This is a genomic window from Stenotrophomonas sp. YJH_SMC_73 (assembly GCF_059370155.1).
This window is the reverse complement of record NZ_JCAFTJ010000004.1, coordinates 332,145-353,839: the sequence shown is the minus strand read 5'-3', so window position 1 is coordinate 353,839 and position 21,695 is coordinate 332,145. Positions and strand designations below refer to the sequence as shown.

The 21,695-nt window shown below is 66.7% G+C and carries 24 protein-coding genes; 6 read left to right on the top strand and 18 right to left on the bottom strand.

The genetic code is table 11. From position 1 onward, the window contains the following. Nucleotides 1-35 precede the first annotated feature (35 nt). Together ftsH and rlmE are read right to left on the bottom strand one after the other, a co-directional pair. Nucleotides 36-1,970: an ATP-dependent zinc metalloprotease FtsH gene (gene ftsH / locus AC5P8R_RS09085; RefSeq protein ID WP_005409015.1), complete on the bottom strand. Its 1,935-nt coding sequence runs from the start codon at nt 1,968-1,970 to the stop codon at nt 36-38. 69 nt (nt 1,971-2,039) lie between these two features. Next, entirely contained in the window at nt 2,040-2,672 is a 633-nt protein-coding gene (gene rlmE, locus AC5P8R_RS09080; protein WP_005409014.1) for a 23S rRNA (uridine(2552)-2'-O)-methyltransferase RlmE, read from the bottom strand. A 65-nt stretch (nt 2,673-2,737) separates the two neighbouring features. Between rlmE and yhbY the strand changes: the two genes are divergently transcribed. Both yhbY and AC5P8R_RS09070 read left to right on the top strand, forming a co-directional pair. Further along, nucleotides 2,738-3,043 (top strand): ribosome assembly RNA-binding protein YhbY, encoded by a 306-nt coding sequence (yhbY, locus tag AC5P8R_RS09075; protein ID WP_014646711.1) that lies wholly within the window; start codon nt 2,738-2,740, stop codon nt 3,041-3,043. A 13-nt stretch (nt 3,044-3,056) separates the two neighbouring features. Then, nucleotides 3,057-3,431: an Mth938-like domain-containing protein gene (locus AC5P8R_RS09070; protein ID WP_014646710.1), complete on the top strand. Its 375-nt coding sequence runs from the start codon at nt 3,057-3,059 to the stop codon at nt 3,429-3,431. 27 nt (nt 3,432-3,458) lie between these two features. On the opposite strand, the gene AC5P8R_RS09065 is transcribed toward AC5P8R_RS09070, so the two are convergent. The 5 genes from AC5P8R_RS09065 to surE form a co-directional block, all read right to left on the bottom strand. Beyond that, the gene (locus tag AC5P8R_RS09065) at nt 3,459-3,947 is read right to left on the bottom strand and encodes a YqhG/Tai3 family protein (RefSeq protein WP_014646709.1); all 489 of its coding nucleotides are present in this window, start codon (nt 3,945-3,947) and stop codon (nt 3,459-3,461) included. 338 nt (nt 3,948-4,285) lie between these two features. Next, nucleotides 4,286-5,071 carry a peptidoglycan DD-metalloendopeptidase family protein gene (locus AC5P8R_RS09060; RefSeq protein ID WP_495223308.1) on the bottom strand — a complete coding sequence of 262 codons (786 nt, stop codon included), beginning with the start codon at nt 5,069-5,071 and terminating at the stop codon, nt 4,286-4,288. Beyond that, a complete protein-coding gene (locus AC5P8R_RS09055) occupies nt 5,068-5,682 on the bottom strand; it encodes a YqaA family protein (RefSeq protein ID WP_014646707.1) in 615 nt (204 codons plus the stop codon). Before AC5P8R_RS09055 ends, AC5P8R_RS09060 begins: the two co-directional genes overlap by 4 nt. A gap of 18 nt (nt 5,683-5,700) precedes the next feature. After that, on the bottom strand, nt 5,701-6,378 hold the full coding sequence (locus AC5P8R_RS09050; protein WP_014646706.1) for a protein-L-isoaspartate(D-aspartate) O-methyltransferase: 678 nt from the start codon (nt 6,376-6,378) through the stop codon (nt 5,701-5,703). Next, complete coding sequence (surE, locus tag AC5P8R_RS09045) at nt 6,375-7,154, bottom strand: 5'/3'-nucleotidase SurE (protein WP_032959183.1); 780 nt, start codon at nt 7,152-7,154, stop codon at nt 6,375-6,377. The genes AC5P8R_RS09050 and surE overlap by 4 nt, the downstream gene beginning before the upstream one ends. Before the next feature lie 209 nt (nt 7,155-7,363). Between surE and AC5P8R_RS09040 the strand changes: the two genes are divergently transcribed. Further along, a complete protein-coding gene (locus AC5P8R_RS09040; protein ID WP_032959185.1) occupies nt 7,364-7,903 on the top strand; it encodes a Smr/MutS family protein in 540 nt (179 codons plus the stop codon). A gap of 69 nt (nt 7,904-7,972) precedes the next feature. Here the strand turns inward: AC5P8R_RS09040 and truD are convergent, their stop codons facing one another. From truD to AC5P8R_RS08990, 10 genes are all read right to left on the bottom strand, one after another. Continuing rightward, nucleotides 7,973-9,004, bottom strand: coding sequence for a tRNA pseudouridine(13) synthase TruD (gene truD, locus AC5P8R_RS09035; protein ID WP_014646703.1), 1,032 nt, complete (start codon nt 9,002-9,004; stop codon nt 7,973-7,975). After that, entirely contained in the window at nt 9,001-9,498 is a 498-nt protein-coding gene (gene ispF, locus AC5P8R_RS09030) for a 2-C-methyl-D-erythritol 2,4-cyclodiphosphate synthase (RefSeq protein ID WP_014646702.1), read from the bottom strand. Before ispF ends, truD begins: the two co-directional genes overlap by 4 nt. Before the next feature lie 34 nt (nt 9,499-9,532). Continuing rightward, complete coding sequence (gene ispD / locus AC5P8R_RS09025) at nt 9,533-10,231, bottom strand: 2-C-methyl-D-erythritol 4-phosphate cytidylyltransferase (RefSeq protein ID WP_260808977.1); 699 nt, start codon at nt 10,229-10,231, stop codon at nt 9,533-9,535. Continuing rightward, a complete protein-coding gene (gene ftsB / locus AC5P8R_RS09020) occupies nt 10,228-10,581 on the bottom strand; it encodes a cell division protein FtsB (RefSeq protein ID WP_005412924.1) in 354 nt (117 codons plus the stop codon). The genes ispD and ftsB overlap by 4 nt, the downstream gene beginning before the upstream one ends. A gap of 4 nt (nt 10,582-10,585) precedes the next feature. Then, the gene (gene eno, locus AC5P8R_RS09015; RefSeq protein ID WP_014646700.1) at nt 10,586-11,878 is read right to left on the bottom strand and encodes a phosphopyruvate hydratase; all 1,293 of its coding nucleotides are present in this window, start codon (nt 11,876-11,878) and stop codon (nt 10,586-10,588) included. Between the two features lie 96 nt (nt 11,879-11,974). Next, nucleotides 11,975-12,304 carry a hypothetical protein gene (locus AC5P8R_RS09010; RefSeq protein WP_046429902.1) on the bottom strand — a complete coding sequence of 110 codons (330 nt, stop codon included), beginning with the start codon at nt 12,302-12,304 and terminating at the stop codon, nt 11,975-11,977. Continuing rightward, complete coding sequence (locus tag AC5P8R_RS09005; protein WP_495223307.1) at nt 12,304-12,651, bottom strand: hypothetical protein; 348 nt, start codon at nt 12,649-12,651, stop codon at nt 12,304-12,306. Before AC5P8R_RS09005 ends, AC5P8R_RS09010 begins: the two co-directional genes overlap by 1 nt. Next, complete coding sequence (gene kdsA, locus AC5P8R_RS09000; protein ID WP_005408999.1) at nt 12,648-13,478, bottom strand: 3-deoxy-8-phosphooctulonate synthase; 831 nt, start codon at nt 13,476-13,478, stop codon at nt 12,648-12,650. The genes AC5P8R_RS09005 and kdsA overlap by 4 nt, the downstream gene beginning before the upstream one ends. 89 nt (nt 13,479-13,567) lie before the next feature. After that, nucleotides 13,568-15,232, bottom strand: coding sequence for a CTP synthase (gene pyrG, locus AC5P8R_RS08995; RefSeq protein ID WP_169410585.1), 1,665 nt, complete (start codon nt 15,230-15,232; stop codon nt 13,568-13,570). Between the two features lie 400 nt (nt 15,233-15,632). Then, nucleotides 15,633-15,866, bottom strand: coding sequence for a hypothetical protein (locus AC5P8R_RS08990; RefSeq protein ID WP_014646695.1), 234 nt, complete (start codon nt 15,864-15,866; stop codon nt 15,633-15,635). A 171-nt stretch (nt 15,867-16,037) separates the two neighbouring features. On the opposite strand from AC5P8R_RS08990, the gene parE reads away from it, so the two are divergent. The 3 genes from parE to AC5P8R_RS08975 all read left to right on the top strand — a co-directional run bounded on the left by parE (nt 16,038) and on the right by AC5P8R_RS08975 (nt 20,291). Continuing rightward, complete coding sequence (parE, locus tag AC5P8R_RS08985; protein ID WP_014646694.1) at nt 16,038-17,927, top strand: DNA topoisomerase IV subunit B; 1,890 nt, start codon at nt 16,038-16,040, stop codon at nt 17,925-17,927. A 178-nt stretch (nt 17,928-18,105) separates the two neighbouring features. Continuing rightward, nucleotides 18,106-18,684, top strand: coding sequence for a GNAT family N-acetyltransferase (locus tag AC5P8R_RS08980; protein ID WP_169410628.1), 579 nt, complete (start codon nt 18,106-18,108; stop codon nt 18,682-18,684). 110 nt (nt 18,685-18,794) lie between these two features. Beyond that, nucleotides 18,795-20,291: a S10 family peptidase gene (locus AC5P8R_RS08975; RefSeq protein WP_495223306.1), complete on the top strand. Its 1,497-nt coding sequence runs from the start codon at nt 18,795-18,797 to the stop codon at nt 20,289-20,291. Nucleotides 20,292-20,567: 276 nt separating this feature from the next. On the opposite strand, the gene AC5P8R_RS08970 is transcribed toward AC5P8R_RS08975, so the two are convergent. Beyond that, nucleotides 20,568-21,689: an inorganic phosphate transporter gene (locus AC5P8R_RS08970; protein ID WP_014646691.1), complete on the bottom strand. Its 1,122-nt coding sequence runs from the start codon at nt 21,687-21,689 to the stop codon at nt 20,568-20,570. Between the last annotated feature and the right edge of the window lie 6 nt (nt 21,690-21,695).

Genomic DNA, 21,695 nt, shown 5'->3' with positions numbered 1-21,695 from the left:
CCCCGGCCTCGTCTGGTGTTACGTGCAGCGGGCCGTCAATGCGATTCGGCCGGGCCTGCGATCGGCGGCAGCGGGCGGGCGTCGCCGCCCTTGTCGTTGCCACCGTCCTTGTTCGACTTGCTCCAGCCCGCCGGCGGCGGCGGATCGCGGCCTTCCATGATGGCGTCGATCTGCGGTGCGTCGATGGTCTCGTACTGCAGCAGCAGCTGCGACATCGCATGCAGCTTGTCGATGTTCTCGGTCAACAGCTGGGTGGTGCGGGCATAGGCCTTGTCGAGGATGTTGCGCACTTCCTCGTCGATCCGGCGCGCCGTGTCGTTGGACACGCTCTTGTGCTGGGTGACCGAACGCCCCAGGAACACCTCGTCGTCCTCTTCGCCATAGGCGATCGGGCCGAGCTGCTCCGACAGGCCCCACTTGGTGACCATGTTGCGGGCCATCTTGGTTGCGCGCTCGATGTCGTTGGAGGCGCCGGTGGTGACCTTGTCCTCGCCGAAGATCAGCTCTTCGGCGACACGGCCGCCGTACAGGGAGCACAGCTGCGACTGGATCGCCACGCGGTTCATCGAGTACTTGTCGCCTTCCGGCAGGTACATCGTCACGCCCAGCGCACGGCCGCGCGGAATGATGGTGACCTTGTAGACCGGATCGTGCTCGGGCACCAGGCGGCCGACGATGGCGTGACCCGCTTCGTGGTACGCGGTCAGGGTTTTCTCGTCCTCGCTCATGGCCATCGAGCGGCGCTCGGCACCCATCAGGATCTTGTCGCGGGCACGGTCGAAGTGGTCCATGCGGACTTCCTTCTCGTTGCCGCGCGCGGCGAACAGGGCCGCCTCGTTGCAGAGGTTGGCCAGGTCGGCGCCGGAGAAGCCCGGGGTACCACGTGCGATCACCATCGGCTCGACATCGTCGGCCAGCGGCAGCTTGCGCATGTGGACCTTCAGGATGTGCTCGCGGCCCTTCACGTCCGGCAGGCCGACCACCACCTGGCGGTCGAAACGGCCCGGACGCAGCAGCGCCGGATCCAGCACGTCCGGACGGTTGGTCGCGGCGATCACGATCACGCCTTCGCCGCCTTCAAAACCGTCCATCTCGACCAGCAGCTGGTTCAGGGTCTGCTCGCGCTCGTCATGACCGCCGCCCAGGCCGGCGCCACGGTGGCGACCGACGGCGTCGATTTCGTCGATGAAGATGATGCACGGGGCGTGCTTCTTGGCCTGCTCGAACATGTCACGCACGCGGCTGGCGCCCACGCCGACGAACATTTCCACGAAGTCCGAACCGGAGATCGAGAAGAACGGCACCTTGGCTTCGCCGGCAATGGCCTTGGCCAGCAGCGTCTTGCCGGTACCCGGCGGGCCCACCATCAGCACGCCGCGCGGAATCTTGCCGCCCAGCTTGGTGAACTTGGACGGGTCGCGCAGGAAGTCGACCAGCTCGCCCACTTCTTCCTTGGCCTCGTCGCAGCCGGCGACGTCGGCGAAGGTGACCTTGATCTGGTCCTCGCCCTGCAGCTTGGCGCGCGACTTGCCGAAGGACATCGCGCCCTTGGCACCGCCACCACCGCCCTGCATCTGGCGCATGATGAACAGCCAGAAGCCGATGATCAGGATGACCGGCAGGAAATTCATCAGGATCGCGCCCAGGGAAATGCCGCTGGACGGCTCCTCCTGCACGATCTCCACGTTCTTGGTGCGCAGCACGTTGATCAGGTCACGATCGAACGGCGCGGTGATGGTGGACGACTGCCCACCGCGGGTGGTGTAGGTCAGCTGGCTGGTGCCGCCGCGCATGTCGCCGCCGAAGGCGACCTTCTGCACGTTGCCGCTGTCCACCTGGTCCAGGAACTGCGAGTACGACGCGCCCTGCGCGCCGGCCCCGGAGGACTTCGGCGAGAAGCTCTGGAAGACCACCATCAGCACGACGGCGACGACCACCCATAGCAGGAGGTTCTTGGTCAAGTCGTTCATCCTCATTGGCTCCGGTGTTCCTCTCAGTGCTGGCGTTGCGTTGGGGTCGAACTTGCGTACGTTGCGAGCTTACTTCATGTGGGCGCGTTTTCCCTGACCCAAGGCATACACCTCGGGAGAGCGCTTGCGCGACGCCTCCGGCTTGCGGATGGAGACCTTGTCGTAACGGCGGCGCATGTCGCGCACGTAGTCGTCAAAGCCCTCACCCTGGAACAGCTTGATCAGGAACGCCCCACCGGTCTTCAGGTGGTTGTCGGCAAAATCCAGGGCCAGCTCCGCCAGGTGCATCATCCGCGGCTGGTCGACCGCGCCTACACCACTCTTATTGGGGGCCATGTCCGACAGCACAAGGTCTACCGGCTGATCCCCGAGCATGGCTTCAAACTGCGATAGGACGGCTTCTTCCCTGAAGTCACCATGAAGGAACTCCACGCCGGCCAGCGGCGGCATGTCCAGGATGTCCAGCGCCAGCACACGACCGGTGTCCCCGATCTGTCTCCGAACCTGCTGAGACCAGCCGCCGGGGGCCGCGCCAAGGTCGACCACCACCATGTGCGGCTTCAGCAGGCGGTCACGTTCTAGCAGCTCCTCGAGCTTGTAGGCGGCGCGCGAGCGCATGCCCTCGGCCTGCGCCTTCTTCACGAAGGGGTCGGAGAAGTGTTCCTTGAGCCAGCGCTGGCTGCTTTTGCTGCGGGTAGCCATTGAAAATAGGGGCTGATGGGGTCCTCATGATACCCTGATCGTCCCATTCAACCGTGTTTTCCTGCATGTCCATCGCCCTGACCGCCTCCCAGACCCGTTTCCTGCGCGGCCAAGCCCACGACCTGAAGGCCCTGCTGCAGACCGGCGGCAAGGGTGTGACCCCAGCCTTCATCGCTGAGCTGAACGAAGTGCTGGAGCGCCACGAACTGGTCAAGGTGAAGGTCGCCGCAGAGGATCGCGACGCCCGTGACGCGATGATCGGCGAGATCGTCGAAGCCACCGAAAGCGCGCTGGTGCAGCGCATCGGCCACGTCGCGGTGCTGTACCGCCCGAGCAAGGAACAGCGCCAGATCGTGCTGCCGCGCGGCTGATCGTCCTACCGTCATGCAGCTGAACCACGAACCGCCGGATTACGCCTACAGCCTGCGTGCCGCAGATGGCCGCTCGGCCAAGGTGAATGACCAAGTGCTGGGCGGCAGTTTCTTCCTCACCCCGGACCAACTGGTCACGCACTGGCCGGTGGCAAGTGCCGCCGCGCTGCAGTTGGCGGACCTGGAGCCGATCCTGGCGCTGAATCCGGCGCTGATCGTGCTCGGCACGGGAGACCGTCAGGTATTCCCGCCCGCGGTGGTGATGGCCGCCTGTCTGTCGCGTGGCATCGGCCTGGAGGTGATGAACAATCCGGCCGCCGCGCGCACCTTCAACATTCTGGCCGGCGAAGGCCGCAAGGTCGCGGCCGCCTTCATCCTGGAAGGCTGAGTTCGAGCCGCCGGGTGCGCCCGGGCACTAGCTGCCCGAAGGTGTGCAGCGGAACGCGGAGAACGCCTGCAGCCGACCGATCAGGTTGCCACCCTGCCCCCAGCGGATATCCATGACCTTCCAGTCCGGGCCCTGCCGCTGCAGCAGGACCCGGTCGGTCCAGCGATAGTCGCCCAGGGCCATGTCGACATGGACCCAGGTGGCGTCACCGCTCGATCCGGGCGCTCCCACCGTTATCGTCTCCGGCCGGTCCGGCGCCAACAGATACGGGCTCTGGTCGAGCATGTGCGGCTTCTCGTCGGGCGCGGCCAGTGCGGTGCAGGCCTGTTCATATGCACGCTGCGCATCGATGGCTGAGCGGAGGGCATCACCCAGCAGCGGAGCAATCGCCGTTTCGTTCGACTGCGGCGCCTGGATGGCGTCGTAGAGGCGGGTGACCACGTCACGTGGATCGCTGGCGGCGGTCGCCAACGGCGCGACGATGAGCAGCGCGAAAAGGGCTGTTGGGCGAGACATGCGGCACCGGATCGGGAGGCTGGTTCCGTTGAAGCATGCCGCTTCCCTGGCTTGTCGGGAAGCTTGAGATGTGCCACTCAAGGTCGCAAACGGCCACCCACGGCGGCCAGCGTACAGCGAGTGGAGCATGGCTCGACGCTACAGGTCGGGAACGCCGAGCATTGCCCGGCGCCACCTGATCCCACTGCCTCAGCGCGCCGGCAGGTATTGCTGCGGGTCGACCGGCTTGCCGTTGTAGCGGGTGAGCCGGCGGTGTTTGCGGCCCATGGGCCGCACCGTCGGCGAACGCCCGGCGCGCTGCGCCGGGCCGGGGATCCGCCCGGATTATGAATCGACGATCAGCGCGCCGGCAGGTACTGCTGCGGGTCGACCGGCTTGCCGTTGTAGCGGATCTCGAAGTGGACCATGTCGCGGTTCGCACCGGTGCGGCCCATCTCGGCGATCTGCTCACCGGCCTTCACGCTCTGCCCTTCATTCACCAGGCGCTTGCGGTTGTGGCCATAGGCCGACAGCCACTGGTCGCTGTGCTTGATGATGATCAGCTCGCCGTAGCCGACCAGGCCGGCGCCGGAGTACACCACCACACCGTTGGCGGTGGCCTTGACCGGCTGGCCGCTGGTACCGGCGATGTCCACGCCCTGCTTGGTCGCATCGCCGGCAACGTAGCGGCCGACGATCGCGCCGTCGGCCGGCCAGCGCCAGGCGATGTTGCTCTTCACCGGACCGGCCGGCGCCGGAGTTGGCGCCGTGCTGCCGGCGCTGCTGACACCCGGGCGCGGCGCGGTGACCACCGTGGTCGGCGCGCGGCCGCCGCTGGCACCGGCCGGATACAGCCGGATCACCTGCCCCGGATGGATGGTCGAGGGGTTGTCCAGGCTGTTCCAGGCAATCAGGTCGGCCGGGGTGATGTCATGGATGCGGGCCAGCGCATAGATGGTGTCGCCCTTGCGCACCACCACGGTCTGCCCGGGCTTGGGCACCGAGGTCTTCGGCGTGGTCACGCCACCACCGGTGCTGCCACCACCAGGACGAACCACAGTGGCGGTGCCGCAGGCGGCCAGGGTGGAAACCAGCAACACCAGCGCGCCGATGCGCACTCCCTTGCTCAGACGATCAGGACTCATGCGAACTTCGACCTCCATACAAGCCAGGCGATCAGCACCACCACCAACGCGGTGGCGATCCAGCCCAGCGGTTCAATCCAGCGACGCAGTGCCGCTTCAGCACGCGCACCACCGATACGGATGACCGCAGCCAGCACGAACACGCGCTTGCCGCGACCGATCAGCATGCTCAACAGGTACTGCGGCATCGGTACGCCGACGATACCCGATGCCCACGTGAAGACCTTCATCGGGATGGGCATGAAGCCGCCCAGCACCAGGAAGGTGAACACCGCCCACGGCGATTCGGCCATCTTCGCCTGCACGGTGGTGATGCCCTGCTCGATCGCCGGCAGCATGCCCAGCACTTCAAACAGCGGCTTGATCGCCTCGAAAGCGTAGTGACCCAGCGCGTAGCCGACCAGCGCACCGACCATCGAGCCGGCCAGGCTGAGGGTGGCAAACCACCAGCCGCGCTTGGGCTGGGCCACGCACATCGGCGCCAGCATCACCTCCGGCATCACCGGGAAGATGATCGCCTCGAAGAAGCTCAATACCGTCAGGTAGGTCGGCGCGCGTTCGTGCGCCGCCCACTTCATCGCCCGCTCGTACAGCGGCCCGAAAATCTTCATGCAACCCTGCTCCGTGGATTAGTCGAGCATGCCAGACAGCAGCGGCACGAACGTGACCGGCGCCAGCACGTGTTGTTCGATGCTGCCGTCGGCCTTGCGGTCCAGCTGTACCAGCGACTGCGCCCCAGGGCCACCGACCGGCGCCACCAGGCGGCCGCCTTCGGCCAGCTGCTCGATCAGGGCGTCGACCAGTGCCGGCGCCGCCGCAGTGACCACGATGGCATCGAACGGGCCGTGCTCGGCCCAGCCGACGCGGCCGTCGTCGTGCTTGGTGCGGATGTTCATGCCCAGCGCACGGAAGCGCTTGCGGGCCTGGCGCAGCAGATCACCAATGCGCTCCACGGTGTAGACCTCCAGGCCCAACGCGCCAAGGATGGCGGCCTGGTAACCGGAACCGGTGCCGACTTCCAGCACCCGCTTCGGCGAGACCTGCAGCACTGCCTCGGTCATCCGCGCAACCACCCAGGGCTGCGAGATGGTCTGGCCATGGCCGATCGGCAGCGCGGTGTCTTCATAGGCACGCGAGGCCAGGGCTTCATCGATGAACAGATGGCGCGGCACCACCCGGATCGCGTTCAAGGTCGGCTCGTCGACGATGCCGGCTTCGCGCAGGCGGTCGACCAGGCGGTCACGCACGCGCTGCGAGGTCATGCCGATACCGACGGCTTCCGGCTGCAATCGCAGGCGTGGGCTCATGCCGGCTGGTCCAGCGCGGCGCTGAGGCCGCCGACCCAGCTGGCGACCTTCTCCAGCGCCTGGTAGCGGGTGAGGTCGACCTGGATCGGGGTGATCGAGATGTGGCCGGTGCGCACCGCGTGGAAATCGGTACCGGGACCGGAATCCTGCTCACGGCCGGCAGGGCCGATCCAGTACACCTCGTTGCCGCGCGGATCCTTCTGCGCGATGCAGCCTTCGGCACGATGGCGGTTGCCGAGGCGGGTGACCTCGAAGCCCTTGACCTCGCTCCACGGCAGGTCCGGCACGTTGACGTTGAGGATGGTGTCGGCCGGCAGCGGATCGGCCTTGAGCCGGGCGACAATCTCCACCGCAGCACGCGCGGCGGTCTCGAAGTGCTTCGGATCGTGGTTGCGGCTGACCAGCGAGACCGCCACCGCCGGCAGGCCGAGGAAGCGACCTTCCATCGCCGCCGAGACGGTGCCGGAATAGATCACGTCGTCGCCGAGGTTGGCAGCGTTGTTGATGCCGGACACGACAATGTCAGGCTCGAATTCAAGCAGGCCGGTCAGCGCCAGGTGCACGCAGTCGGTGGGTGTACCGGCCACCGAAACGGTGTAATGGTCGATGCGCTTGAGCCGGATCGGCAGGTCCAGGGTCAGCGAGTTGCTGGCGCCGGAGCGATCGCGGTCGGGCGCAACCACCGTGACTTCGTGACCGGCCTCGCGCAGGACCGCGGCAAGCATCCGGATGCCTGCGGCGTCGACACCATCGTCATTGCTGACCAGGATTCGCATCTTCGATTTAACCGCTTGATTTTCCAAGAATTCGATTCCATCACCGTGCAGTGTGGGCGGGACCGTCGCGCTCCCCTGCGGAAGCGGTCGACCCTGCAAGGGCATCGTCTATTGTGCCGCATGCGGGCCGCCGGTCCTACCCTGTCAGCGGTCACGGCCGACATCGAACCGTCATAGGCAGACCTGCGCCGGCGGTTTACCCTGTGCGCATGTCGCACCCTGATGACGAAGATCCGGCCGCCTTGTTCCGTGCGGCCATCGGCGAAGTGAAGCCGCTGCGCAAGGATGCCGAGCCGGCACCTGCCGCGCCCCGGCCGAAACCGCGTGCGCGCATGGCCGAACGTGACGAGGCCGAAGCGGCCGGCGAGTTCGCCCGGCTGCTGCGCGACAGTGCGCCACTGGAAGCCGGCGACGTGGCCAGCTATCGCCGCGACAACCTGCCACCACGCCTGTTCCAGCGCCTCAAGCGCGGCCAGTACTCGGTGCAGGACGAACTGGATCTGCACGGCGCCACCGCCGCACAGGCCGAAGCCCTGCTGCGCCAGTTCCTGCTGGAAGCGCATGCACACGAGTACGGCTGCGTGCGCATCATCCACGGCAAGGGACTGCAGTCCGATGGCGGCGCACCGGTGCTGAAGAACCTGGTCGATCGCCTGCTGCGGCTGCGCAACGACGTGCTGGCATTCCATTCGGCACCGACCGGACAAGGCGGCACCGGCGCGGTACTGGTGCTGCTGGCGCGGCGTTGAAAAGGGGACGGAGGGAATTAAGTCGTTTGTGCCACAAACGACTTAATTCCCTCCGTCCCCTTTTTTCTGTCAGGCCTGCGAGGCGTCTTCGACGGGGCCGAGTTCGTGCAGCACGGCGGTGGCGTAGCAGCCTGGCGGCAACGCGAACGACAGTTCCAGCACGTCGTCGGCCAGCCACTGGTGCTGCAGCAGCGCCGGACGCAGGCGCAACGCGCGGCGCTCCTGCTTCAGGCGCGCATCTTCCAGGCCGGCCCGCAGTGCTTTCGACTCGTCGTCGTCCAGCGCGGCCAGCTCCAGCTCACGTGCCGCGTCGGCACTGCGCAGCTCGCCTTCGCCCCACAACGGCGCGCTGGGATGGATGTCGAAACGCGCCAGCCGCTCGGCCAGCACATCCGTGTACGGCTCGGGGCCGAACACGCTGCGACTGCCATCGAGCATCCAGACTTCGCCATCGAGCGGCTGGTCCCAGCTGCCCTGCTCCACGCGCGCGGCCAGCACGCGGTTGAACAGCGCCGAACGGGCTGCAGAGAGCAGCAGCGAACGCTGGTCCTTGCGCATGCGGCGGCCACCGAACATCGCCAGTGCAGCCGGCACGTTGCCACCGTCGCGGCCGAAACGCTGTTCACCAAACCAGTTCGGCAGGCCGCGCGCGGCAATCTGCTGCAGGCGCTCGCTGATCGCGGCGGGATCGCCCTGCACCTCGCGCAGCACCAGCTTGAAGCGGTTGCCGGCCAGTGCGCCGCGCTGCAGCTTGCGGTTGTGCCAGGTTGCCTCGATGACTTCGATTTCGTCACTGGCCAACTCGGCCAGGTCCGGCGCAATGCGCTTGGGCAGGTGCACGCTGAAACGCTGGGTGGTGACCGCGTGGCGGTCTTTCATGCCGGCGTAACTCACCGCCATTTCCGGCAGGCCCGCCCATTTTGCCAGCACCTTGGCCACATGCACGGTGTTGGCGCCGCGCTTGCGGATGTGCAGCAGCAGATGCTCGCCTTCACCGCTCGCCTCGAACGCCGGCAGTTCATCCACCTGGAAATCGTCCGGCGTGGTGCGGATGCGCGCCGTCAACAACGGCGCACCAAACGCCAACGGCAGCGGGATCATGCCGCCACCAGCAACACGACCGCCTGCGCGGCGATGCCTTCACCACGGCCGGTGAAGCCCAGCTTCTCCGAGGTGGTGGCCTTGACGCTGACCGCGTCCAGCGGCAGCTGCAGCAACCCACCGATGCGCTCACGCATGGCCAGCGCATGCGGGCCGACCTTCGGACGCTCGCAGATCACGGTGATGTCGGTGTTGCCGACGCGCCAGCCGCGCTCGCGCAGCAGGCTGTCGCAGTGGCGCACGAACTCGCTGCTGTCGGCGCCCTTCCAGCGGTCGTCACTGGGCGGGAAATGCTGGCCGATGTCACCCAGCGCCAGCGCGCCGAGCATCGCATCGCACAGGGCGTGCAAGATCACGTCGCCGTCGCTGTGTGCAAGCACGCCGCAGCTGTGCGGCACGTTCACCCCGCCAAGCATGATGTGGTCGCCTTCACCGAAGGCATGGACGTCGTAGCCCTGGCCGATGCGGACGGGCGGGAACGGTGCGGTGCTCATGGATGCAACCCTTGCTGCAGGGCCGCGCGGACGGTCAGCCGGCGCGGCGGGAAAGTACGAATTCGAACCGGTCCAGATCGGCCGGGGTGGTGACCTTGAAGTTGTCCTCGCTGCCCTCGACCAGCAGCGGGCGCTGGCCTTGGCGCTCCATGGCCATGGCCTCATCGGTGACTTCAACACCGGCGGCGGCGGCTTCGGACAGCGCGCGGCTGAGCTGGTGGCGGCGGAACAGTTGTGGTGTCAGTGCGCGCCACAGCCGCTCGCGCGGCTCGGTGCCATCGATGCCACCGTCGTCGCCCGCACGCTTGAGGGTGTCGCGTACCGGTGCGGCCAGGATCGCCCCGACCGGATCGGCACGACCGACTTCAAGCAGGCGACCAAGGTCGGCCAGCGACAGGTTCGGCCGCGCGGCATCGTGGACCAGCACGAATTCATCAGCGCGCACCGTCTCCGGCAGCGCCTGCAGGCCAGCCAGCACCGAAGCGGCACGGGTCGCGCCACCGATGCAGGTCAGCACCGGCTTGCCCGCCCACTCGTTCCAGCCGGGCCAGTCGGCGTCGTCCGGGCTGATCACTACCATTGCCCCGGCTACGGCCGGATGCGCCAGCAGGGCGTCCAGGGTATGGGCGAGCAGGATCTGCCCGCCCGCCTGCAGGTACTGCTTGGGCAACGGCGCGCCAAAGCGGGTGCCACGGCCAGCAGCCGGAACCACGACCCAGATCGCCGCACTCATGGCACGTCCGCCGGGTGGTCGCCAACCTGCGCACTGACACCTGCCGCAGGCTGCGCCGGGTGCACCGGCGCATCCTCGACCACGCGATAGAACTTCTCGCCGGGCTTGATCATGCCCAGCTCGCTGCGCGCGCGTTCCTCGATGGCGGACTGGCCTTCCTTGAGGTCCTTCACTTCCGCAGCGAGCGCATCATTGCGCTGCTGCAGGCCCTCATTGTCCCGCTCCTGGTTGGCGACCTGGGCTTCGAGCATCATCACTTCACCCGAATTGCCCGGACCAAACCAGAAGCGGTACTGCAGCCAGCCCAGCAACAGGGCCAGCACCAGCAGCATCCAGCGCCAGTCGCGCATCGGCTCAGCGCTTCAGCGAAACGAACGCGTCACGACCGGCGTAACGCGCGCCGGCGCCGAGGGCTTCCTCGATGCGCAGCAGCTGGTTGTACTTGGCCACGCGATCGCTGCGGCACAGCGAACCGGTCTTGATCTGGGTGGCGGTTGTGGCCACTGCGATGTCGGCGATGGTGGTGTCTTCGGTTTCGCCCGAACGGTGCGAGACCACGGCGGCGTAGCCGGCACGATCGGCCATGGCGATCGCTTCCAGGGTTTCGCTGAGGGTGCCGATCTGGTTGACCTTGATCAGGATCGCGTTGGCGGTGCCCGAGTCGATGCCTTCCTGGAAGATCTTCGGGTTGGTCACGAACAGGTCGTCGCCAACCAGCTGCACCTTCTTGCCGATACGGTCGGTCAGCAGCTTCCAGCCGGCCCAGTCGTTCTCTGCCAGGCCATCTTCAATCGTGATGATCGGGTACTGCGCGGCCCAGTCGGCGAGGAAGTCGACGAACTGCTCGGAGGTCAGGCGCTTGTTCTCGCCGACCAGGTTGTACTTGCCGTTCTCGAAGAACTCGCTGGAGGCCACGTCCAGGCCCAGCAGCACGTCTTCACCGGCGGTGTAGCCCGCCTTGCCGATCGCTTCGAGAATGGTGTCCAGCGCTTCGACGTTGCTGCGGAAGTCCGGCGCGAAGCCACCTTCGTCGCCGACCGCGGTGCTCAGGCCATGGCCCTTCAGCACCGACTTCAGCGAATGGAAGATTTCGGTACCGGCACGCAGCGCTTCGGAGAACGAGGTGAAGCCAACCGGCAGCACCATGAACTCCTGGAAGTCGACGTTGTTGTCGGCATGCGCGCCGCCATTGATGATGTTCATCATCGGCACCGGCAGCGCCGGGGTCACGCCGGTCCTGGCGGCCAAGTACTGCCACAGTGCCTGCTTGTTCGATGCAGCGGCGGCATGCGCGGCGGCCATCGAAACACCCAGCAGCGCGTTGGCACCCAGGCGGCCCTTGTTCTCGGTGCCGTCCAGATCGATCAGGCGACGGTCGAGGCCGGCCTGGTCGGTGGCCTCAAAGCCCTTCAGCGCGGCGGCAATCGTGGTGTTGACGTTGTCGACGGCCTTGCGCACGCCCTTGCCCAGATAACGGGTCTTGTCACCGTCACGCAGCTCGACCGCTTCCTTGGTGCCGGTCGAGGCGCCGGAGGGAACCGCGGCACGACCGAACGAACCGTCCTCCAGGATGACTTCGGCTTCCAGCGTGGGGTTGCCACGGCTGTCAAGGATTTCACGGGCGTGGATGCTGCGGATCGTACTCATGGTCGGGCCGGTTACCTGTCTGGAGAGGGGGCGACAAAACGAATGCCGCGTGATTATCCCCGGCTGCCCGCCACTTGCCAAATGGCCTGGGCGGCATCAGCCCCGGCTGGACCCGATCACGATCAGGGCCAGCGACACCAGCATCACCAGCAACGCACCGGCCACCGCCGCCGCGACGGGTCCACGACGGCGTCGCCAGGCGAGCACCATCGCCACCAGGCTGCCGACGAAAGACACACCCAGCGCGACCAGCGCGGCCACGATCCAGTACTGCATGGCCTGGATGCCATGGTTTCCGTCACCCGGCGAGCCGAAGCTGGCCGCAAAGGCCATTACTCCCAGCAGCAGGGACGCCCAGGCGAGCACGGACAGCCCCAGCGCGACCAGGCCCCAGGGCCAGCCGCGCGCCGACGTGCTCGTATTCATCAAAGCAATCCGTAGAACAGGGCGCCGAGCCACAGCGAAAGCAGGATGATCGCAAAGCCAGCCGCCACCTTGCCGCGATTCAGCCGCCAGGCCAGCACCGCGGCCGCGAGGCAGCCCGCGGCACCGAGCAGCTCCGCGACCAGCAGCGCAGTGAAATACGCACGCAGATCAAGCGCGCTGCTGCCATCACCCGGGGGGCGCACCGACGCCGCACCGATCAGCACCAGGCCAAACATGCCCACGGTGAACAGCACGGCCAGGCCCAGTGCGATCAGGCCCCAGGGCCACTGTTTCCAGTGCCGGCGATGACGCTGGGCTTCCAGCGCCACCCTCGGGTCACGACTCACGCGAAGCGCGAGAAGCCGTGCTTCTTGGTCACCGCGTCGAGCTCCATCAGGGTCTCGAGCAGCGCTTCCATCTGGTCCAGCGGCCACGCGTTGGGGCCATCGGACAGGGCCTTGGACGGATCCGGATGGGTCTCGGCGAACAGGCCGGAGATGCCCACCGCGACGGCAGCACGGGCCAGCACCGGCACGTGCTCACGCTGGCCACCGGAACTGGTGCCCTGCCCGCCCGGCAACTGCACCGAGTGGGTGGCATCGAACACCACCGGGCAACCGGTATCACGCATCACCGCCAGCGAGCGCATGTCGCTGACCAGGTTGTTGTAGCCGAAGCTGGCACCGCGCTCGCAGACCATGATCTGCTCGTTGCCGGTGGCCTTGGCCTTCTCCACGACCGGCTTCATGTCCCAGGGCGCCAGGAACTGGCCCTTCTTGATGTTGACCGGCTTGCCGGCCGAGCACACCTTGCGGATGAAGTCGGTCTGGCGGACCAGGAACGCCGGGGTCTGCAGCACATCCACCACCGAGGCCACTTCGTCCATCGGGGTGTACTCATGGACGTCGGTCAGCACCGGCACGCCGATCTGCTTCCTGACCTCGGCCAGGACCTTCAGGCCCTCTTCCATGCCCGGGCCGCGGAACGCGGTGCCCGAGGTGCGGTTGGCCTTGTCGAAGCTGGACTTGAAGATGAAGTTGACGCCGAGCTTGTCGGTGACTTCCTTCAGCTTGCCGGCGGTATCGAGCTGCAGCTGCATCGACTCGATCACGCAGGGGCCGGCGATCAGGAACAGGGGCTGGTCCAGCCCGACCTCGAATCCACACAGTTTCATGGCGTTTCCTTGTTGTCCGCAGCACCGGCCGGGCCGGTGCGCTGGGGGTTGAAGCATGCAGGATGGGGGCCGAAGCCCCCATTCACAAGTCAGGCGCGCGCTTCGGAAAGCAGCTTGCCGCCGGCCTTGCGCTCGCGCGCGGCACGGATGAAACCGATGAACAGCGGGTGGCCGTCACGCGGCGTGGACAGGAATTCCGGGTGTGCCTGGCAGGCCAGGAACCACGGATGCGCGTCGCGCGGCAGTTCGACCACTTCCACCAGGGTGTCGTCCATCGACTTGCCGGCGATCACCAGGCCGGCATCTTCCAGCTGGGTGCGGTAACGGTTGTTGAACTCGTAGCGGTGGCGGTGGCGCTCGGCGACGACGTCCTTGCCGTACAGCTCACGGGCCAGCGTGCCCGGCTTCAGGCGCTGTTCCTGCAGGCCCAGGCGCATGGTGCCGCCGAGGTCGCTCTTGTCGTCACGCTTCTCGACATCGCCGGTGGCGGTGCGCCATTCGGTGATCAGGCCGATCACCGGGTTCGGCGACTGGCGGTCGTTCTCGGTGCTGTTGGCGCCTTCCAGGCCGACCACGTTGCGCGCGTAATCGACGACGGCCGCCTGCATGCCGTAGCAGATGCCGAAGTACGGCACGTGCTGCTCGCGGGCGAACTTCGAGGTCAGCACCTTGCCTTCGAAACCACGGTCACCGAAGCCACCCGGCACCAGGATGCCGTCGACATCGGCCAGTGCGGCCATGTCGGTGCCTTCCAGATCCTGTGCTTCCAGCCACTTCAGGTTGACCTTGGTGCGCTGGCGCAGGCCGCCGTGCTTCAGTGCTTCGCCGACCGACTTGTAGGCATCCTGGTGATCCACGTACTTGCCGACCACGGCGATGGTCACTTCATCCAGCGGATGCAGGGTCGCATCGACTGCGTCCTCCCACATCGACAGATCGACCGGACCGGCCTTGTCGGCCAGCTTCAGCTGGTTGACCACGATCTCGTCCAGGCCCTGCGCGTGCAGGCCCGACGGAATGCGATACAGCACGTCCACGTCCGGCACGCTGATCACTGCGCGCTCGGAGACGTTGGTGAACTGGGCGATCTTGCGGCGCTCCGAATCCGGCACGGCCTGCTCGGAACGGCACAGCAGCACGTCCGGCTGGATGCCGATCGAACGCAGCTCCTTCACCGAATGCTGGGTCGGCTTGGTCTTCAGCTCACCGGCGGCGCCGATGTACGGCACCAGGGTGAGGTGCATGAACAGCGCCTTCTCCGGGCCACGCTCGGTGCGCACCTGGCGGATCGCTTCCAGGAACGGCAGCGACTCGATGTCGCCGACGGTGCCACCGATCTCGACCAGTGCCACGTCGTAGCCTTCGGTGGCTTCGTCGACGCAGCGGCGGATCTCGTCGGTGATGTGCGGAATGACCTGCACGGTCGCGCCCAGGTAGTCGCCGCGGCGCTCCTTGCGGATCACGTTCTCGTAGATGCGGCCGGTGGTGACCGAGTTCTTGCGGCTCAGGCGGGTGCGCACGAAGCGCTCGTAGTGGCCCAGGTCGAGGTCGGTCTCGGCGCCGTCGTCGGTGACATACACCTCACCGTGCTGGAACGGGCTCATGGTGCCCGGGTCGACGTTGATGTACGGGTCGAGCTTCATCATCGTGACCTTCAGGCCACGGGCTTCGAGAATGGCGGCCAGCGACGCGGCGGCAATGCCTTTGCCGAGCGAGGACACCACGCCGCCGGTTACGAAAATCAAGGGAGTCATGGCTGCAAGCATCCTGTCTGGAAATGGAACACGGCAACACCACGCGCACCCGGAGGGCGGGCATGGTGCTCGGAGGGGGTTTTCCGGTTCGCTGGGACAGCGAGGGAGGTGCGGATCCGTGCGGCGGCAGGCGCCGGACGGGGACCATCGTGCGAGGTCGGGGCGGCCGTGCCGGCCAAATCGACCGTCACCTGCGACCCGCCATGCTGGAAGCCACGCTTGGCCGCTCCAGCCCATTCGCAAAGGGTGGACACGCACTTACTCCCGGAAAGCCATAGTTTACAGATTGATGGCCGCCAACCCAAGGGGCAGACGCCACGTTCCTAAAAAGAAACGCCCCGCTGAGCGGGGCGTTCCGTTGCGCGCCCCTTGTTGCAAGGGCGCTTGGCAGGTTGCGGGATCAGCGCTTCTTGCGCGCTTCTTCCTCTTCTTCCTTCTGCGGGGCCGGCTGGCCCTGCGCCTTCATTTCGGCATTGGCCTGGGCACGACGCTTGGCCTTGGCATCGGCCTCGGCCTGCGCCTTGTCGGCCTGGTCACCCTGCTGCGGGGCCGGCTGGCCCGCGTTCTGCGCCACCACCAGCGGCACTGCAACGGCGGCAGCGGCCAGGATTGCAACGGTCAGCAACTTCTTCATGAGGTCCTCCTCGCGGTATGGCTTGGATGTTTCGACCCGATGGGGCCGCCGGCGTTCAGATTCCAGCGGCTGCCATTTTACCCCCTCCCCGGCGCCGAGGCTGAACCGCAGGCGTGCAAAATCGCCGTCCAGACCGCACACTTGCGCGTCGCTCCGCGCTTTAGAAGATAGATGAACGCCCGCTATAACGCCGCCGATATTGAAGTCCTGTCCGGCCTTGACCCGGTCAAGCGCCGTCCCGGCATGTATACCGACACCGCGCGCCCGAACCACCTGGCGCAGGAAGTGATCGACAACTCGGTGGACGAGGCCCTCGCCGGCCATGCCCGCTCGATCGAGATCACCCTGTACAAGGACGGCAGCGTGGAGGTCAGCGATGACGGCCGCGGCATGCCGGTGGACATCCATCCGGAAGAGAAGATCCCGGGCGTCGAACTGATCCTCACCCGCCTGCATGCAGGCGGCAAGTTCAGCAACAACAACTACACCTTCTCCGGCGGCCTGCATGGCGTCGGCGTCAGCGTGGTCAACGCGCTGTCGACCCTGGTGGAGGTGCACATCAAGCGCGAAGGTGCCGAACACCGCATCACCTTCCGCAATGGCGACCGCGCCACGCCGCTGGAGGTGGTCGGCACCGTCGGCAAGAAGAACACCGGTACCCGCGTGCGCTTCTGGCCGGACCCGAAGTACTTCGACACGCCCAAGTTCGCAGTGCGCGCGTTGAAGCACCTGCTGCGCGCCAAGGCCGTGCTGTGCCCGGGCCTGACCGTCAAGCTGACCGACGAAGCCACCGGTGAAGTCGATACCTGGTACTACGAAGACGGCCTGCGCGACTACCTGAAGCTGGAACTGGGCGATCGCGAATCGCTGCCGGCCGACCTGTTCGTCGGCAACCTCAAGAAGGACACCGAGGTGGTGGACTGGGCCGTGGCCTGGCTGCCGGAAGGTGAGCTGGTCCAGGAAAGCTATGTCAACCTGATTCCGACCGCCCAGCATGGCACCCACGTCAACGGCCTGCGTACCGGCCTGACCGAGGCGCTGCGCGAGTTCTGCGACTTCCGCAACCTGCTGCCACGCGGCGTCAAGCTGGCCCCGGAAGACGTGTGGGACCGGGTGTCGTTCGTGCTGTCGCTGAAGATGACCGACCCGCAGTTCAGCGGCCAGACCAAGGAACGCCTGTCCTCGCGCCAGGCCGCCGGCTTTGTAGAGGGCGCCGCGCACGATGCGTTCAGCCTGTTGCTGAACCAGAACGTGGAGCTGGGCGAGAAGATCGCGCAGATCGCCATCGAGCGCGCCAGTGCGCGCCTGAAGACCGAGAAGCTGGTCGTCCGCAAGAAGGTCACGCAGGGCCCGGCCCTGCCTGGCAAGCTGGCCGACTGCATCAGCCAGGACCTGTCGCGCACCGAGCTGTTCCTGGTGGAAGGTGACTCGGCAGGCGGCAGCGCCAAGCAGGCGCGCGACAAGGATTTCCAGGCGATCCTGCCGCTGCGCGGCAAGATCCTCAACACCTGGGAAGTGTCGTCCAACAGCGTGCTGGCCTCCGAAGAAGTGCACAACCTGGCCGTGGCCATCGGCTGCGACCCCGGCAAGGACGACATCACCGGCCTGCGCTACGGCAAGGTGGTGATCCTGGCCGACGCGGACTCCGACGGCCTGCATATCGCCACCCTGCTGACCGCGCTGTTCCTCAGGCATTTCCCGGCGCTGGTCGATGCCGGCCACGTGTTCGTGGCAATGCCGCCGCTGTTCCGCATCGACGTGGGCAAGCAGGTGTTCTACGCCCTGGATGAGGAAGAGAAGCGTTCGATGCTGGACAAGATCGAGCGCGAGAAGATCAAGGGCGCAGTCAACGTCACCCGCTTCAAGGGCCTGGGCGAGATGAACCCGAACCAGCTGCGCGAGTCGACCATCCATCCGGATACGCGCCGCCTGGTGCAGCTGACCGTGGACGATGGCGAGCAGACCCGTTCGCTGATGGACATGCTGCTGGCCAAGAAGCGCGCGTCCGACCGCAAGGGCTGGCTGGAGTCGAAGGGCGACCTGGCTTCGCTGGAAGTCTGATCCGGAGCGGGGTCGGATCCCTTTCCGCAGGAAAGGGCTCTGACCCGGTTGGCGGCAGTGGGGTCAGAGCCGTTTCCTGTCAGGAAACGGATCCGACCCCATGCGCTCCGACCCCATCCGCCCCCATCGGCAAACCCGGCAGCGCCATAATGCGCGTCCACCCGTGTGGACCATCGTATTGGCCAGCCACTCGCTGCTGTTCCCCGGCCTGCCGCTGCACAGTGCACGGCTGGTCCTGAGCCCGATCCGTCGTGACGACGCCGCCGCGCTGTTCACGCTGCAGTCCAACCCGGATGTCATGCGATGGTGGAACCATCCAGCCTGGACGCGACTGGCCGAAGCGCGCGAGCAGATCGACGATGACCTCGCCGCCCATGCCATCGGCACCCAGCTGAAGCTGGCCGTGCGCGAGTCGCTGGAAGGTCCGCTGCTGGGCATCTGCGTGGTATTCGCGATGGACCGCGATGCGGCGCGCGCCGAGATCGGCTACCTGCTGGCACCCGATCGCCAGGGCCAGGGCTATATGCACGAGGCCCTGCAACAGGTACTGGCCTACCTGTTCCGCACCCTGCACCTGCACCGGGTGGAAGCCGAGATCGACCCGCGCAATGCGCCGTCCGCGCACGTGCTGGAACGCCTGGGCTTCCACCGCGAGGGGGTGCTGCGCCAGCGCTGGCGCATCCAGGGGCAGCTGGCCGACTCGGCCGTCTACGGCCTGCTGGCCGATGACGACGCCGCAGCCACCCTCCCCGCTTGACCCAATCTGGCCAGTAGCGGGCTCAACGCACGGCCATGCCTTTGGACACATACGGCATGGCCCGCCACCGGCCTAGCATCGGAACCCCCTTCCGCTGCCGAACCGGTGCCATGAAGTCCCTGCTGCACACTGCCGCGCTCTGCGTCGGCCTGCTCATCGCCCCTGCCAGCGTGCTGGCCGCGCCCGACGCCGAGGGCAAGCCCGACCCGAAAGACGACAAGACCGAAGCGCCTGCGCTGCCCGCCGACGCCTCGGCCCGCCAGAGCATGCGCCTGGCCGGCCGCACCCTGGACTACACCGCCACCGTCGGCACCCTGCCGGTACGCGATGCCAAGGGCAAGGTGATCGCCGATGTGGTGTTCACCGCCTACACGATGCCGGGCAAGGACCGGCCGGTGACCTTCGCGCTCAATGGCGGCCCCGGTGCGTCGTCGGTGTATCTCAACATGGGCGCGATCGGGCCCAAGGTGGTGACCTTCGGCTCAGAGGGTGACAGCGCATCGGCGCCGGCCACCCTGCACGACAACCCGGGCACCTGGCTGGACTTCACCGATCTGGTGTTCATCGATCCGGTCGGTACCGGCTTCAGCGGCGCGCGGATCGGCGACGATGAAGCCAAGAAAGCGCTCTACAACCCCAGTGCCGACGTCGAATACCTGTCGCGCTCGATCTACGACTGGCTGCTGCGCAACCAGCGCATGGCCTCGCGCAAGTACCTGACCGGCGAGAGCTACGGTGGCTACCGCGGCCCGCGCATCACCCACTTCCTGCAGACCCGGCTGGGCGTGGCAATGAACGGACTGGTGCTGGTCTCGCCCTACCTGAGCCCGACCCTGGAAGACAACGCCGATGTCTCGCCGATGGCGTGGATGCAGACGCTGCCGTCGATCGCCGCGGCGCACCTGGAGCGCCAGGGCAAGCTGACCGATGCGGCGATGCGCGAGGTGGTGGAGTACACCCGTGGCGATTACGCCACCGCGTTGATGAAGGGCCGCAGCGATCCGCAGGCTACGGAAGCCATGCTGCGCCGGGTCACCGCGCTGACCGGACTGGACCCGCAGTTCGTGCGCCGCGCTGGCGGGCGCCTGGAGACCCAGGCCTACCTGCGTGAAGTGTTCCGCGACAAGGGCACGCTGGGCAGCCGCTACGACTCCAACGTGACCGCGTTCGATCCGTTCCCGAATGATCCGGAGCAGCGCGCCAACGACCCACTGCTGGACAGCATCATCGCGCCGACCACCACGGCGATGGTCGACTTCGTGACGCGCGTGGTCGGCTGGAAAGTAGATGCGCGCTACCAGGCGCTGAACTACGACGTGAACCGGCTGTGGGACCGCAATGGCGAACTGCGCCAGGGTGCGGTGACCCAGCTGCGCCAGGCGGTGGCGATCGACCCGCATCTGCAGGTGCTGATCGTGCATGGCTGGAACGACCTGTCGTGCCCGTTCATGGGCTCGATCCTGACCGTGGACCAGATGCCGACGATGGGCAGCAATCCGGACCGGGTGCAGGTGCGCAGTTATCCGGGCGGGCACATGTTCTACAGCCGGGCGGACAGCCAGGCGGCGTTCCGCAAGGATGTACAGGCGTTGTTCCAGCGTAATTGAGGGGTTTGGCCGGGCCTGCGGCCCGGCACCCGCTGGCAGCCACGGCAACGGCAACGGCAACGGCAACTGCAAAAGCTGGCTTCCTGACGGCTGTTGGTGGGTGCCGACCGTTGGTCGGCACGGGGGCGGATCCCGTTGCTTGGCAACGGGCCCTGACCCTGGTTCTGCTCTGGTAGGTGTCGACCTTGGTCGACACGGTGGGTGCGGAAAATTCTTGCCCATGAAAAAGCCCGCCTGATACGGCGGGCTTTTTCGTTTGCAACCCTGGCGTGGCGATCAGGTCCAGCCGAACAGCTCGAACAGCTTCAGGATCAGGTACGCACAGCCACCGGCCGCCGGGATGGTCAGGATCCAGGCCCAGACGATGCGCTCGATCACGCCGAACTTCAGCGAGCGCGGGTTCTTGGCGAAGCCGACGCCCATGATCGCGGTGGAGATGCTGTGCGTGGTCGAGACCGGCATGCCGAAGTGGGCCGCCAGGGTCAGGATGGTGGCCGAGCTGGTCTCCGCGGCGAAGCCGTGGATCGGGTGCAGCTTGACCATCTTGTGGCCCAGGGTCTTGATGATCTTCCAGCCGCCCGAAGCGGTACCGGCCGCCATCACCACCGCGCAGGTGAGCACGATCCACATCGCGATGCCGTCACCGGCATGCGCGTCCGGGTGCATGAAGGCCAGCCAGGACGGCAGGTCGTTCAATGCGCCGGTGGCTTCGGCACCGATCAGGGTCATGGCGATGATGCCCATGGTCTTCTGCGCGTCGTTGTGGCCGTGGGCGAAGCCCATGTAGGCCGCCGAGGCGATCTGCGCCTTGCCGAAGAAGGCGTTGACGATGCGCGGACGCGCCAGGCGGCCGATGGCACCACCGATCTTGGCCAGGCCGGCGATCAGCGCCCACAGCAGCACCATCACCACGATGCCGAGCAGGAAGCCGGCGATCGGCGAGGTGATCATCGGCACGAACACCTTCCACAGCAGGCCCTTGTTCTGCGCCCAGCTGCCCAGGCGCTCGGACCAGATCAGCGCGTCCCAGTTGTTGTGGGCGGCAGCCAGGCCGGCGCCGCAGAGGCCACCGATCAGGGCGTGCGAGGACGAGGACGGCAGGCCCTTCCACCAGGTGATCAGGTTCCAGATGATGCCGCCCAGCAGGGCGCACAGGATCACCTGCGGGGTGACCTCGACCACGTTGGTGTTGAGCAGGCCCGAGGCGATGGTCAGCGCCACCGCGGTACCGGTCAGTGCACCGATGAGGTTCATGAAGGCGGCCAGCATCACCGCCCAGCCGGGCGAGAGCACCTTGGTCGCCACCACGGTGGCAATGGAGTTGGCAGTGTCGTGGAAGCCGTTGATGAACTCGAAGACGAGCGCGGCCAGGATCACCACCAGGACAAGGGTCAACATGCGGCG